The organism is Methylobacterium sp. NPDC097929 (genome assembly GCF_049543375.1).
Lineage (GTDB): Bacteria > Pseudomonadota > Alphaproteobacteria > Rhizobiales > Beijerinckiaceae > Methylobacterium.
This window is the reverse complement of the sequence record NZ_JBMVEP010000013.1, coordinates 16,144-29,493: the sequence shown is the minus strand read 5'-3', so window position 1 is coordinate 29,493 and position 13,350 is coordinate 16,144. Positions and strand designations below refer to the sequence as shown.

Sequence of the window (13,350 nt, the reverse complement as noted above, 5' to 3'; positions counted from 1 at the left end):
CTCTTAGCAGCCCATCCGTTAAAGGATTATGAGTCCGATCCTTCGTCTGCGTTGCGCTTGAACGTTTTTCCCTTCCGGACGTCGAGGAGCAGGTCGAACGCGTTGGCGACGGCGCGCTTCGTGTTGCCCAGGGTCTCGAAGGGATTGTCGCCGCCCTCCGCGTAGCGGTCGGCGTAGAGGGCCAGGGCCGACAGCAGGGCGCCCATGCCGGGCGCATCGTATTCGTTCGCCGCGAAGGCCAGGGACCGCAGCACGACCGGGTTCAGCCCCTTCTTGGCGATCTTGTCCGGCTGGGTCGTGCGCCGGTTCAGGCCGAAGGCCAGCGGCAGCGCGTTCGTCCATCCCCCCGGCCAGACCTTCATGGCCGCGGCCGCGACGGCGTCGACGAGGGCCGCGTTGACCTCGGCGGGGTCGAGCGGCTCAGGACCGCCGTCCCCGAGGAGGAACGGCTGACGCTCCGGGTCGTAGGCGAGCGCCTGGTGGCCGACGCGCCCGACGACGGTCCATCCGGCGGGGCACGGCCACAGGTCGGCCGGCATGTAGTCGAGCACGATCTCCATGTCCCTCCGGATAGCACGGCCCCGGCGGCGCGCCACCGGCCTGGCGTGTCCGTTCCTATACCCATGTCGGTATAGGAGAGCCCGCATACCGACATCGGTATGGCCCGCAGGGCGAGGCCAGGCATTTGAGCGGACGCGGTTAACGGGGTCGCTTAAATGCCCAGCCCGATTGCGTTATATACGAGTCACCGATTTTTGGGCCGCTCTGCCGCCGAAAATCGGTGACTGATATACGCGTCAATCGCCGGCCGCCCGCGGACCCCGGCGTTAACCAGTCCCGGTCCGGAAACGTCTCCTGCAGGGGACGCCCCCTGAGCGAGGGCGGGATCGAACGTCTCCCCCGTAGGACGTCCCGGCGCGGCTTTCGGAGACCTCGTTAACCGCCCGGGCGCGTCCCTGTACGAATCCGGGGATCCCCGTACCCTCCCTGATGGGAAGGGACCGGGACATGCTGACGGACACCGAACTGGACGAGCTCGCGCGCGCCGTCGCCGGGCTCGGGGACGAGGATGCCGGGCGGCTCGACGGGGCGGTCCTGGAGCTCCGGCATCGACGCCGGGCCGAGGCCGAGGTGGAGCGCATCGCCGCGCTGCGGGCGATGTCGGACTTCGACGCCTTCGAGGCGGCATTGGATGTTGGGCAGGTTCTCGCCGCCGACGTGCACCCCATCGACAAGGCCCTGCAGGTCCTCCGTGACGCGGGCTTCGTGCGCGGCGACGGTCTCAAGGCCCTGTACCGGGCCGGCTGGAACGATGCCCTCAGGCGGTACCCGGACGACGGGGAGGCCGAGTTCCAGCAAGGCAGGGACCGCGCCATCGAGCGCCTCCTCATGATGGAGCGCATCTGACCATGGACGGGCAGACCCTGCGCGACCGGTTCGACCTGCGCCTGCAGGTCTCCGCGAACGACGATTGCCTCGGCGACCGGGGCAGCCGCTACGTGGGCGTGAAGTCGTGCAAGCCCATGATTGAGGAAGCCGCCGCTGCGCTCGACCGAGAGCGGACCCTCCGTAAGGAGGCCGACGAGGCGTTGGAGCTCGCCTGGGAGGAACTCAACCGGGCGACCGAAGATCTCGACCGCGAGCACGCCCGGAGGGAAGCGGCGATATCCGCTGCCTTCGACGCAGCGGTGTCCGCATGCGTCGGGGCGTCCTACGGGCCGCCGTCGGGCTGGGGCGACGGCCGCCCGCGGGGCTGGCACCTGACGGAGCCGTGCTCGCCCCGGGACGCGTGCATGCACGACAACGGCTGCATGGACGCCGCCCGGCGCATCCGGCTGCGGCAGAACGCGGATGCCGAGAGGCGGGAGTCCCACGTCTAGGATTACTCCCGAGGGTGGATGACGACACCTTCAGCATCGTCCAGCATCTCCTGAAGCTCCTCCCAGCCCCGCTGCTCTTTGGCGCGTTCGGCATGGAGGGGATCGAGGATCGTCGGGTCGTCGGTATGGCTGTCGATGATCGGCGCCTGGTTCTTGTGGTGGACCCTGGCGGTGGCCAGGGCGCGCTTCAGTGCCTCGATCTGGTCGTCCGTCAACGGCTTAGGTGTCGTGGCCATAGACCTTGCTCCCCTCAATCAGGGTTACGGGCAACCGATGCCCTGTTTCTGTTGAGTAAACAGCATGACCATTCCCGTCATGTTCTCGACCGCCTGCTTCACTTGGGGCTCCCCAGAGCCAAGGCAGGCATAGAGATCATCATGCATTTCACGGTAGATCGAAATCTGGTCGTTCAGGAAGGGGCACGCAGGGCCTGGGCCGTTGAGGGAGATTTCGGGAGCGTTCTTGAGCTTCTCTCCAAGCTCCATCGACCGCTTCATCCGGCCGTCGTAGTAGGCGTTCTTGGCCTGCAAGGACGGGCATGCCTTGGCCATCCGCTCGTTCGCCAGCTTGGTTTCCTCGGCCTTCTCGGCAGCAAGTCGCGCTTCGCGCTCGACCTTGAGGCGTTCGTCCTCAGCCCTCTTGGCCTCGGCTTTGTCACGCTCTTCACGACGAAGCTTAGCCTCGACCTCGGCGCGCTGTGTGGCCTCCGCCTCGGCCTTCTCCCTCATGAACCGTTGGATGCGTGCGTCATCCGCCGCGCGTCGGGCTGCGTCAGCCCTATCCGCCTCAGCCTTCGCATCTCGGTCGGACTTGCCCTTCTCCCATGCCTCGGCCTCGGCAAGGCGGGACGAGCGGATCTTGTCCTCCAGCTTGAGTAGCGCCGCGTTGACCTCGTCGATGTCCGCCTGCGCAATGGGTGTGCCCCCGGCATTGGTGCCTCGGACACCGCCGCGCTTGGCGGATGCCGTTGACGGAGGAGCAGCCGCTAGCCGGCGCAGCCCGTCGAGCTTCGCCGATAGCTCCTCGGTCGTGCCACCTGCGTCAATGGCGTTTCTCGCTCCATTAAGGATTGAAAGCTTCCAGGATCGCAGCCCGTCACGTCCTTCCGCCGCCTGCTCTGCGAGAGCACCGTTTTCCCTATACGAAGACGAGATGAGGGCGGTGATCACGCTTCCCTCGATGGCCTGCTTGTCCTTGTTGCATTCGACGGCACGGTTTTGGAACGCTCTCCAGACATCCTTCGTCCACGCATAGACTGGAACGCCGAACGGAGCGTCGGGAGAGCCGTCCGGCGTTCCCCCCTGACGCCAAGCTCGTGAATCGACCGTTCTTCTGGTGAGGGCGGAGCAGGATAGCTGCGACGCCTGCGCGACGTAGTCTGGCTCGGCCCTCGCCTCCGTAGCGGCGACCGTGGCCACCAACGCCACCAGCATCAGACGTCCCATCATATCCCCCTTGCGTGCCCGTGCGAGGCGAGCCGACGCAATCCGCACGATAGGGATGGATGCAAACCCTGGGCGTTCGGTCAATCCTACGATGCGCTGGCGTCGGGCGGCAGCCTCGTCTGGGCGGATGACCCGGCTGACGTTGTCGCGGTCAGGCTTCGGCAATCGCTTCCTGCGACATCCTGTCCTGAATGCCGATTGCCGTTTCCGGTCCCGGGGCTTCGCTTCGATTGCAGGGACAAGGAGACATGCCATGACCGAAGCCAACCGCAGCGACATCATCTTCGAGCTCCACCTCGCCGAGGGCGAGGCCGACCGGAACGCCACTTTGGTGCGCCTCGTCCAGGCCTACCCGAGCCTGCGCGAGGACCTCCTCGACCACTGGTGCGAGATCGTCCTCATGGAGCTACGGGCGGCCGCATACCCGGAGCCGCCGTGCCCTCCGGTCGACGAGGCCGAGGCCGCGCGGGCCCTGGCGCGCTTCCGGGAGATGGAGGCGGAACTGGCCGCGGCGAACCCCTGAAACGAGAGCGCCCCTTTCGGGGGCCGTCCGGCCGGGATCGGCCTCGGGGCGAAGCTCTCGGGGGATACCCTGACCCCTGAAGGGGGACCGTGCCCGTAGGCCCGATGGCGCCGGCTCTCCCACGCCCGGGGTCCGGCGGTCTGGGTGGCCTGTGTCTTATGCCGGGTGCCCTAGCCCGTGGGCGTAGGCGGTCCCGGCAAGCCTTTCGGCGTTCGCTAGGGGCCTCGGCTCTCGCCTGCGCCCGCACCTGCCGGAAGCCAGGATCGACCTCGAATCGGCGCGCCGCAAGGGGCGATGGCGCCGGCGTCCGACGCGCTATCCCCACGAATCGTGAGCGCGCAGAAGCCTGGGCTGCGCGTTGTATCGATGTTGTATCGGGGGGGGGTCGGGCCCAAGCCGAAGCTGTGCAGGGACAGTGCCTAAGCGACTGTCCAGGCTTCAGGAAACGGCGATGAGAGGAGTGGAGCGGGTACCGGGAATCGAACCCGGGTATTCAGCTTGGAAGGCTGCTGCTCTACCATTGAGCTACACCCGCCGATGGCATCACACGCGGGGCGCCCGGTCTCCCGGAAGCCCGACCGCGGCCCGGCAGGGCGCGAACGATCGGTGTGCGGCATCGACGCGGCGATAGCATGCCCGGACGGCTTTGAGAAGGATGCTCGTCTCGGGGCGGGCGATGTGCGAGGGAGGAGCGGCCCCGAGGCCGTCCCCCGCGCCGGCCCTCTCGTCGGATCTCCCGTCCTTGCTCCCACGTGCCCGAAACGCAGCCGCCGACCGCTCCGAGGGCGAGGATGCCCTCGATTCGCCCCGGGATGGGACCGGAGCGGCGCGCCTGGAGCTGCGCGCGGTGAGCCGGCGCTACGGCCGATCGCTCGCCCTCGACGGCGTGTCGCTGTCGGTCGGACCGGGCGAGATCCTCGCCGTGCTCGGGGATTCCGGCTGCGGGAAGAGCACGCTGCTGCGCCTCGTCGCCGGGCTCGACCGGCCGGATGCGGGCGAAATCCGCATCGACGGCCGTGCCGTCGCCGGGGGCGGACGCGATGAGCCGCCGGAGGGCCGCGGCGTCGGCCTGATGTTCCAGGATTACGCGCTGTTTCCCCACCTCACGATCCTGGCCAACGTGCGCTTCGGCCTGCGTCACCTCCCGGGTGCCGCGGCACGAACGGTGGCGCTCGAACGCCTCGCCGAAGTCGGACTCGTGGGGCGCGCCGAGAGCTATCCGGCGACCCTGTCGGGCGGCGAGGCGCAGCGCGTGGCGCTCGCGCGCGCGCTCGCCCCACGCCCGCGGGTGCTGCTCCTCGACGAGCCTTTCTCGAACCTCGATTCCGGCACCCGAGAGCGCGTCAGGGCCGACACGCTCGGAGTCCTGCGCCAAGCCGGCATCAGCGCGATCCTCGTGACGCACGATGCCGCCGAAGCGGTGGAGTTCGCCGACCGCATCGCCCTGATGCGCGCGGGCCGCCTGATCCAGTGCGGCAGCGCCGAAACCCTCTATCGCACCCCGGCGAACGTCTTCGCCGCGCGCGCCCTCGGCGAGGTGGTCGAGACGGCCGGACGCGCCGCCGCGGGACGGGTGACGACGCCGCTCGGAACGTGCCCCCTGCCCGCCTCCGTACCGGAGGGCGCGGTGCGCGTGTGCCTGCGGCCCGAGGCGATTCGCGTCGTGCCGGCGGACGAGGATGCCCGGGGCCAGGTGACGGGACGAGTCCTGCGCCGTGCCTTCGCCGGGCCGAACCGGCGCCTCGACGTAGCGGTGGCGGGCCTCGACGCGCCCTTGCGCCTCACCGTCCCGCAGGAGCAGGCCGAGGCCGGGACCGTGGGCTTGCACCTCGTCGAGGAGCACGCCCTCGTGTTTCCGGAAAGCGACGAGACGGTATAGGACGCTCTTCTTTGGAATATCTATAAACAAAGCAGCCTTGCCGGACCGATCACGCCTGTATAACACCGCTCTCGCAACGGCGATGTTCGGCGCACCACCCGCTTGTCCCGAGATCGTGCGGCGCTGAACTCTTGATCGATCGCACTCTCTCGCGCCGAATCGGCCTCCGCGCCGGGGAGAGTGTTCCGGGGGAGGTGTCATGTCGCGCTTGGGGCGGTTCGGTTGTCTTGCGGCTCTGGGTCTCTCGCTCGCCCTGTCGGGCCGGGCCGAGAGTGCCGAAGTCAACCTCTACACCACCCGCGAGCCCGGACTGATCCGGCCGCTCCTCGACGCCTACACCGCCAAGAGCGGCGTCAAGGTCAACACCGTCTTCGTCGAGAAGGGCTTGGCCGAGCGCGTCGCGGCGGAGGGCGCCCGCAGCAACGCCGATGTCGTGATGACGGTCGATATCGGCAACCTGATCGAACTGGTCGACCGGGAACTCGCCCAACCCGTGCGCTCGGCGGCGCTCGAATCCGCCGTGCCGGCCGCCCTGCGCGACGCGGACGGGCGCTGGTTCGCCCTCTCGATGCGCGCCCGCGTGCTCTACGCCGACAAGGCGCTGAGCAGCCTCGACGCCGCGACCTACGAATCGCTCGCCGATCCGAAGTGGAAGGGCAAGATCTGCCTCCGCTCGGGCCAGCATCCCTACAACACCGCCCTCATCGCGGCCTATCTCGTGCGACACGGCGCCGAGAAGACGGAAGCGTGGCTCAAGGGCGTCAAGGCCAACCTCGCCCGCAAGGCCGCGGGCGGCGACCGGGACGTGGCGCGCGACATCGCCGCCGATCTCTGCGAGATCGGCCTCGCCAACTCCTATTATGTCGGCCTGATGCGCTCCGGCCGCGGCGGCCCGGACCAGCAGAAATGGGGCGAGGCGATCAAGGTCGTGCTGCCGACCTTCGAGGGCGGCGGCACCCACGTGAACGTCTCGGGCGCAATCGTCGCCAAGAATGCGCCGAACCGCGACGAGGCAGTCAAGCTGCTCGAATACCTCGTCTCCGACGAGGCGCAGGCGCTCTACGCCAAGACCGACTTCGAGTATCCGGTGAAGCCCGGCGCCGCGGTCGATCCGCTGCTGCAGGCGCTCGGCCCGCTGACCTTCGACTCGACGCCGCTGGTCGAGATCGCACGCAACCGCAAGGCGGCGAGCCTGCTGGCGGACAAGGTCGGCTTCGACAACTAGAGCGCCGTCCGACGAAGCGGACGCCGGTTTCCGGCCGGACCACTCGCCATGCCGGGAAGAGAAACCTCGAGCATCGTCCCGAAAGGTGGCCGCCGGCTTTCGGAAAAAGACGATGCGAAACAAGAGGCTAGACCATCGTGCCGGATACGGTATCCGGCACGATGGTCTAGCCGGGCGACCGGAACGGGAGGACGGGAGCGGGGATGACGGCGGCGCGAGCCTTGAGTGGGGCGGCGGCGGCGATGCTGGCGGCCTTGCTCCTGGCCCCCGTCGTCTCGCTCGCCATCGCCGCGACCGAGGGGACGGGCGAGTTGTGGCCGCATCTGGCGGCCTACGTCCTGCCGCAGGCGATCCGTGACACCGCGCTGCTGCTCTTCGGCGTCGGCCTGCTCGTGATCGGCCTCGGCACGGCGACCGCGTGGCTCGTCTCGGCCTTCGCCTTTCCGGGCCGGCGCTGGCTCGAGGCCGCGCTTCTGCTGCCGCTCGCCGTGCCGACCTACGTGGTGGCCTACGCCTATCTCGACCTCCTGCACCCCCTCGGACCCGTGCAGACCGGGCTGCGCGCCCTGTTCGGGCTGTCGAACCCGCGCGACCTTCCCTTTCCCGAACTGCGCTCCCTGCCGGGCTGCATCGCGCTCCTCGGCTTCGTGCTCTACCCCTACGTCTACCTGCCGACGCGGGCGCTGTTCCTGATGCGGGCGGGCACCCTCCTGGAGGCGGCGCGGATGCTCGGCGCCGGGCCCGGGCGGGCCTTCTTCCACGTGGCGCTGCCGCTGGCCCGGCCCGCGATCGCGCTCGGGACCGGGCTCGCCCTGATGGAGACGCTCAACGATGTCGGCGCCGCCGAATTCCTGGGCGTGCGCACCCTGACGGTGCAGGTCTATGCCACCTGGGTGAACCGATCGGACCTCGCCGGGGCCGCGCAGATCGCCCTTGTGATGCTGACCTGCGTTGTGGGGCTCGTGGCGCTGGAGCGCGTGGCGCGGGGCGGGCGCGGCTATGCCGGCAGCTCGCACCGCGACCGGCCGAGCGCGCGGCGCCCGCTCGCCGGATGGCGCGCCTGTGCCGCTCTCAGCCTGGGCGCGATCCCGGTCCTGTTCGGCTTCGGCCTGCCCGCGGGCTATCTTGCCGTCTCGGCCTGGCATCGGCTGCAGGAATCCGGACTTCCGGAGACGATGGCGGCGCAGGCCGGCAACACCGTGCTCTATGCCGGCCTCGCCACGGGCGTGACGGTGATCCTGGGGCTGGTGGTCGCCGCCGCTCCCTCGCTGATCGGGCGGCGGGCGGGATGGCTCCTGATCCGGGCCGCGGGCCTCGGCTACGCCATGCCGGGAACCGTGCTCGCCGTGGGGCTGCTCGCCCCCCTCACCCTGCTCGATACGAGCCTCGCCCGCACCGGCGGCGCTTGGCTCGGCTGGGCTCCCGCCATCGGACTCGGGACCGGGGCGGCCCTCGTGCTGGCCTATACGCTGCGCTTCCTCACCGTCTCGGTCGGCGCGACGGAGGCGGGTCTCGCCCGAATTCCCCGCACCATCCCGGATGCCGCCCGGGTGCTGGGCCGCGGACGGCTCACGACGCTGGCGACCGTGCAGGTGCCGCTGGCATGGCCTGCGGTGTTGAGCGGGGCGCTGCTGGCCTTCGTGGACATCGCCAAGGAATTGCCGGTAACGCTGCTGCTGCGTCCGCTCAACGTGGAGACGCTGAGCACCCACCTCTACGGCGAGGCCGCCCGCGGCACCTACGAGGACGGTGCCGCGGCCGCGCTGCTGATCGTGACGATCGGCCTGATCCCGATCGCCTTGCTGCTGCGGCTCGACCGCGACGCAGTCGTGCGGCGGGGCTGAGCGCGCCGTCCCCGCTCGAGGCGGCGAGGACGGCGGAAGGGTGTTCGCGCCGGAGGCTTACATCCCGCCGAGCAGGACGTTCATGGATCCGATCACGGTGACGACGAGGCCGCCGGCGAAGGCGGCGATCATGGCGTAGGAAACAGGCTTCAGCTGCATCGTCGGTCGATTCCTTCAATGGGTTGTCCTGTTCGCCGACACGGTCCACGGCCCTCGGGCGAGGCTGGACGGCGCGTCGGAGACAGGCAGAAACCGGGCCAGTGGCCCAGTCGATCCGTCTTATTAAGATGAGAACTGTGTCGAAGCGATGAACATCGCGTCGATGTGATCGAATGTCAAAAGTTAGGCGCCGATTTTTACCGATAAATCTCCGGATTAAAATCGGAAATGCAGGATATTACAGCGCCGAACCGTCGATCTGTTTCTCTTTTTGCACCTTCATGCAGACTCATAGCCTGCGGGGTGCGAAATCTCAGCAGCGCGGGCCGCCGGAGGTTTGGCCGTACTGCTTCACCGGGAAGTTCTGCTGGTTGGCGTTGCCCTCGCTCGCGGAGCTGCCGGGACAGAACGTATGTTCGGGAGCGTCATGAACGCCGAGGGAACCTGTGACCGTGACATCGGGGTAGAGGGCGGAAGGTGCATCCAGGCCGCGAGCCATCACGGACGAGACCGGAGCGCTCACGCCAAGGATGACGGCGGAAACGACGGCGGCAACTCGCAAATTCATCGGATGTTCAATCTCCTTTCGTGCAGCACAACCGGATGGCTATGCGCTCATGCTCTGACGAATATTGTTATAGTGCCTTGGTCGCGATTGTGACGTGCAGCGACGCACGCGCGATCGCGGATTAAAGTTCGCTTGGGTCGGCGGCCCGGCGGCCCTTCAGCCGGCGCAGGAGGCGCACGCCCGACCGCAGTCGGCCGGACAGCGCGGGATGGCGCTGAAGCCGCGCCTTCGCCCCGGCTGCGGCCCGGCTCAGCCCGAGGACGAGGCGGCCCCGCAAGGTGAGGGCCTCGGCCCATTCGAACAGCGGCTCCTCCACGGGGCGAAAAGCGCTCTTGTAGGGCTGGGCGCCGATCGTGAAGTCGAAATAGTCCAGACCCTGCTCCCGGGCCCAGACCATGATGCGGGAGGCGATGAGGAGACCGGGCGCCACGGGCCGGAACGGACCGTCCGCCATGGTGAGCATGGTGCCGTGAAACGCGCCGCCGTGGACGAGACCGTAGGCGGTCGCGATCCACCGGCCTTCGGCCCGCAGACCGAACACTCGCACGAGTCCGCCCTCGGGTTCGGCGAGCGCGGCCTCGCGGTAGAAGGCTGCGACGCCGGGCGCGTCGAGGGGTTCGTAGCGGCCGAGTGCGTGGAAGCGCGCGCGGCGCTGGGCGATCATCACCTCGACGAGGGCAGCGATCTCGTCGCGTCCCTGGCCCACGACGAAGCCGGCATCCGGAAAACGCTCGAAGCGGCGCGCCCGCCGCGCGAGATCCTTGAAGGCGGAGGGGGTGCAGACCCGCTTCAGAAGCGTCGCGGGGTCGCCCTCCAGCGCGAAACCGGAGCGGATGAGATCGATGCGCCGCACGCCCGGAAACCGTGTCAGCGGGTTCGGCTCGGTGGCGACGCGCGCCGGCATGCGGGTGATGCGGATGAGGTCGGCAGCGGGCAGCACGTCCCGCACCGCCCGCCGGATCGCGTCGATCCCGGCGGGGGAAAGATCGAGCCCTCGGGCGAGAAGGGGAGCGGCGTAGTCGCAGACGCCGAGATCGAGGGCCTCGATCACCCGGAAGACGCCGCTCCGGTGCAGGGCGAGCGGCAGCAGCATGATCGGGCGCCCGTCCGCCCTCACCTCGACGAAGAGCGGCTCGACCCCGCGCGCCGCCGCGAGGTGCCGCAGGACGCCGCCCATCCACGCGATGCGCTGATAGGCGGTGCAGGCGCCCTCCCTCTGCAGCAGGCGCCAGAGCGGCGCCACCGCCTCCGCATCGGCGTGCAAGCGGGCGCTGTAGATGCCCTCGGTCGCGGCGCCGCGTCGATCGCCCGGCAGGGGGGGCGTCGCTGTGGCCGGTCCGCTCATCGGATCCCCCTCGAAGGTTTCACGGCGCCGCCCCGGGATTCGAGCGTGAGCCCGGACCAAAACCGCCCGCGCGGGCTATCCCGGCCGCGCGACGGCGCCAGCGCCCGCCAGCACCGGATCAGCACGACCATCTCGGAGAGCGCGACGCCGGCCATCGACCAAGCGGGCGAACCGAAGACGATGAGGAGCGCGATCAGGGCCATGCCGATGCAGGCGCTCGCCAGCGCGGTCCCGGCGAGGTTGCGGAACGCGCGGCGCGTCTCCAGCAGCGTCTTCGGCGCGGCGTAGAGCATGGTGACCGTCACGGTGAGCCAGACGGTGGCGGCGATGAGACCCAGGGGCTCGCCCGCGAAGCGGCCGGCGAGAAGACGCTCCTCGATCGGCGTGAAGAGGGCGGCAAGCGCGATGCCGTAGGCGAGGCAGGCGGCCAGGAGCGCTGCGGTGCTTGCGCCGAGAAGGCGTCGCAGGCGCGCTCGGCCCTCCCCTGCCCGCACGAGCTGCACCGCCATCTCCGGCTGGATCAGATTCACGACCACCGCGCCCAGCAGGCGCAGGGGCGAGAACAGCACGAGGCAGGCGGCGATCGGCGCGTAGGCCGCCGGACCGGCCAGGGCACCGATCAGCAGGATCTGCCCCTGCGCCTGAACGTTCGCGGTGGTCACGCCGGCCAGCGACCACGAGAGCGAGCCGCGCAACCGCGCGTAGCGCCGGCGGGTATGGCGCAGATCGATCCGGACCGGCTCCCGCGTGAGGGCGAGGGCCGCCGCAATGCCGAGGCCGTGGGCCGCGGCGAGCAGGGCGAGGCTTATCCTCAGGACATCGCTGCCGCCGGCGGCGAGCAGAAGCCCGAGCATCAGCGTTCCGCTGACCGTGAAGGCGAGATCGCTCGCGCCCGCGAGTGCCGCGCGCCGCCGGGCGAAGAGGACGATGCGCAGGTAGCTGCGAAGCGACCACAGGCCGACGAAGGCGCCCGCAGCCAACGCGTCGCGGCCGATGACGGGCAGGAGTGCCGCCGCGGTCAGACCAGCGAGCGCGAGGCTCAGGACGCCCGCGCCGGTGCCGAAGCTGACGGCCAGGGCCCGGGCGGCCCTGGCCGAGCGTGCCTGCGGGATGCCCGTGGCGGCCGGCACGCCCGCGAGCGCCCGCACGAGGGTGAGACCGACGCCGCCGAGGACGAAGACCATGGCGAACAGGCCGTAATCGTGCGCCGACAGTACCCGGATCAGGGCGAGGTTCAGCCCGAGATGGAACAGGCTCTGAAGGACCTCGCCGCCGAGCATCACGGCGAAGCGGCCCCCGAGCCGGGTGAGATCGGCGCGGATCATGGTCGCTTCGGCTCCGGCGCCCCGGCGAAGCGTTCGGTGAGCAGAGCGTGCCACGCGCTCCGCACCGCATCCTCGCTGAACAGGGCCTCGTAGCGCTGCCGTCCGGCCTCGGGGAAGCCGGCCCAGGCCGAGGGATGCGCGACGATTCTCGCCAGCGTCCCGGCAAGGCGGTCCGGCCGGTCCGGCGGCACGCACCAGCCGGTGCGCCCGTGCTCGACCACCTCGCGCAGGCCGCCGATCTCGGAGACGAGCGGCGGGCGTCCGTAGGCCATCGCCTCGATGGCGACGCGGCCGAGCGATTCCGGCAGGCGTGACGGCACCGCGACGATGTCGGCCCAGCGGTAATGGTGGTCCGGTTCGGGATCGAAGGGCAGCAACTGCACCCGCCCCGCGGCCGGCGCGTCGGCGACGCGCCGGGCCAGGGCCGCTTCGCGCTCGGGGGCCTCGAAGGCGCTGCCGACGATCCGCAGGTCGAGCCGTCCGCGGGTTTCTTCGGGCAGGAGATCGAGGGCGTCGAGCAGCACATCCTGCCCCTTGATCCGACTGATCCGCCCGAGCATCAGCACCCGCAGGGGCCGCGTCCCGTCGTAACTTTGCGGCATCGGCGCCTGCGGAGCGGCGAGGCCGTTGTAGATCACCCGTACCGGCCTTCCCTCGGGCAGCGCGAAGGCCGCGCGGGTGGCCTGCGAATTGAACACGATCTGCGCCCCGCTCCAGCGCACGAGACCCCGCAGCAAGGTCAATACCGACCCCTGCGGGATCTCGTGGACGTGCAGCAGCGCGCGGCCGGGAAAGGCGCGGGCGGCGATGAGATGGTCGGCCACCACGGTCGTGTTGACGTAGACGAGATCGTGCCCGGCAAAGCGCCGGCCGGCCCGCAGGAGCGCGAGGGGCAGGCGCAGCAGGCCGAGGGTCGCGAGGCGGGCGAGCCCCTTCCGGCGGAGTATCCACAGCGGTTCGTAATCGATCCGCGTCGCGATCCCCTCCAGCAGCGGGACAATCGGGCCGGAGCGCGGTAGAACGACCGTCAAATCCGCCGAGGGGAAGATCTCGCGAATGAATCTGACAGTCTCGACGAAACTGCGGTCGGACCCGTAGAGTTCGTAGCCTTGATGAAGACAGGCTATGCGCATGGGGTCACTTGGCTCGGCTCCGTG

13 protein-coding genes and 1 tRNA gene are annotated in these 13,350 nt (G+C 69.7%); 6 read left to right on the top strand and 8 right to left on the bottom strand.

The window, feature by feature from the left end:
* Positions 1 to 26 precede the first annotated feature (26 nt).
* On the bottom strand, positions 27 to 560 hold the full coding sequence (locus ACPCJR_RS22170; RefSeq protein ID WP_238231236.1) for a hypothetical protein: 534 nt from the start codon (positions 558 to 560) through the stop codon (positions 27 to 29).
* Between the two features lie 448 nt (positions 561 to 1,008).
* On the opposite strand from ACPCJR_RS22170, the gene ACPCJR_RS22165 reads away from it, so the two are divergent.
* Entirely contained in the window at positions 1,009 to 1,407 is a 399-nt protein-coding gene (locus tag ACPCJR_RS22165) for a hypothetical protein (RefSeq protein WP_238231237.1), read from the top strand.
* Between the two features lie 2 nt (positions 1,408 to 1,409).
* A complete protein-coding gene (locus ACPCJR_RS22160) occupies positions 1,410 to 1,880 on the top strand; it encodes a hypothetical protein (protein ID WP_238274357.1) in 471 nt (156 codons plus the stop codon).
* Between the two features lie 2 nt (positions 1,881 to 1,882).
* Here ACPCJR_RS22160 and ACPCJR_RS22155 read toward each other — a convergent pair whose 3' ends face one another.
* Positions 1,883 to 2,116 carry a primosomal replication protein gene (locus ACPCJR_RS22155; protein ID WP_238231241.1) on the bottom strand — a complete coding sequence of 78 codons (234 nt, stop codon included), beginning with the start codon at positions 2,114 to 2,116 and terminating at the stop codon, positions 1,883 to 1,885.
* Positions 2,117 to 2,140: 24 nt separating this feature from the next.
* A complete protein-coding gene (locus ACPCJR_RS22150; RefSeq protein ID WP_238231242.1) occupies positions 2,141 to 3,490 on the bottom strand; it encodes a hypothetical protein in 1,350 nt (449 codons plus the stop codon).
* Between the two features lie 88 nt (positions 3,491 to 3,578).
* On the opposite strand from ACPCJR_RS22150, the gene ACPCJR_RS22145 reads away from it, so the two are divergent.
* Complete coding sequence (locus tag ACPCJR_RS22145) at positions 3,579 to 3,848, top strand: hypothetical protein (protein WP_238231244.1); 270 nt, start codon at positions 3,579 to 3,581, stop codon at positions 3,846 to 3,848.
* A 461-nt stretch (positions 3,849 to 4,309) separates the two neighbouring features.
* Here ACPCJR_RS22145 and ACPCJR_RS22140 read toward each other — a convergent pair.
* Positions 4,310 to 4,383 (bottom strand) — tRNA-Gly (locus ACPCJR_RS22140).
* A 303-nt stretch (positions 4,384 to 4,686) separates the two neighbouring features.
* Here ACPCJR_RS22140 and ACPCJR_RS22135 point away from each other — a divergent pair.
* The 3 genes from ACPCJR_RS22135 to ACPCJR_RS22125 all read left to right on the top strand — a co-directional run bounded on the left by ACPCJR_RS22135 (position 4,687) and on the right by ACPCJR_RS22125 (position 8,796).
* A complete protein-coding gene (locus tag ACPCJR_RS22135; protein ID WP_391515222.1) occupies positions 4,687 to 5,727 on the top strand; it encodes an ABC transporter ATP-binding protein in 1,041 nt (346 codons plus the stop codon).
* A gap of 199 nt (positions 5,728 to 5,926) precedes the next feature.
* Entirely contained in the window at positions 5,927 to 6,952 is a 1,026-nt protein-coding gene (locus tag ACPCJR_RS22130; protein WP_391515188.1) for an extracellular solute-binding protein, read from the top strand.
* Between the two features lie 203 nt (positions 6,953 to 7,155).
* On the top strand, positions 7,156 to 8,796 hold the full coding sequence (locus ACPCJR_RS22125; protein WP_391515190.1) for an ABC transporter permease: 1,641 nt from the start codon (positions 7,156 to 7,158) through the stop codon (positions 8,794 to 8,796).
* 472 nt (positions 8,797 to 9,268) lie between these two features.
* Here ACPCJR_RS22125 and ACPCJR_RS22120 read toward each other — a convergent pair whose 3' ends face one another.
* From ACPCJR_RS22120 to ACPCJR_RS22105, 4 genes are all read right to left on the bottom strand, one after another.
* On the bottom strand, positions 9,269 to 9,523 hold the full coding sequence (locus tag ACPCJR_RS22120; RefSeq protein ID WP_391515192.1) for a hypothetical protein: 255 nt from the start codon (positions 9,521 to 9,523) through the stop codon (positions 9,269 to 9,271).
* 121 nt (positions 9,524 to 9,644) lie between these two features.
* Positions 9,645 to 10,868, bottom strand: a complete 1,224-nt coding sequence (locus ACPCJR_RS22115) for a GNAT family N-acetyltransferase (RefSeq protein ID WP_391515193.1) — start codon at positions 10,866 to 10,868, stop codon at positions 9,645 to 9,647.
* On the bottom strand, positions 10,865 to 12,193 hold the full coding sequence (locus tag ACPCJR_RS22110; protein ID WP_391515195.1) for a hypothetical protein: 1,329 nt from the start codon (positions 12,191 to 12,193) through the stop codon (positions 10,865 to 10,867). Before ACPCJR_RS22110 ends, ACPCJR_RS22115 begins: the two co-directional genes overlap by 4 nt.
* Positions 12,190 to 13,326 (bottom strand): glycosyltransferase family 4 protein, encoded by a 1,137-nt coding sequence (locus ACPCJR_RS22105; RefSeq protein WP_391515197.1) that lies wholly within the window; start codon positions 13,324 to 13,326, stop codon positions 12,190 to 12,192. The genes ACPCJR_RS22110 and ACPCJR_RS22105 overlap by 4 nt, the downstream gene beginning before the upstream one ends.
* Between the last annotated feature and the right edge of the window lie 24 nt (positions 13,327 to 13,350).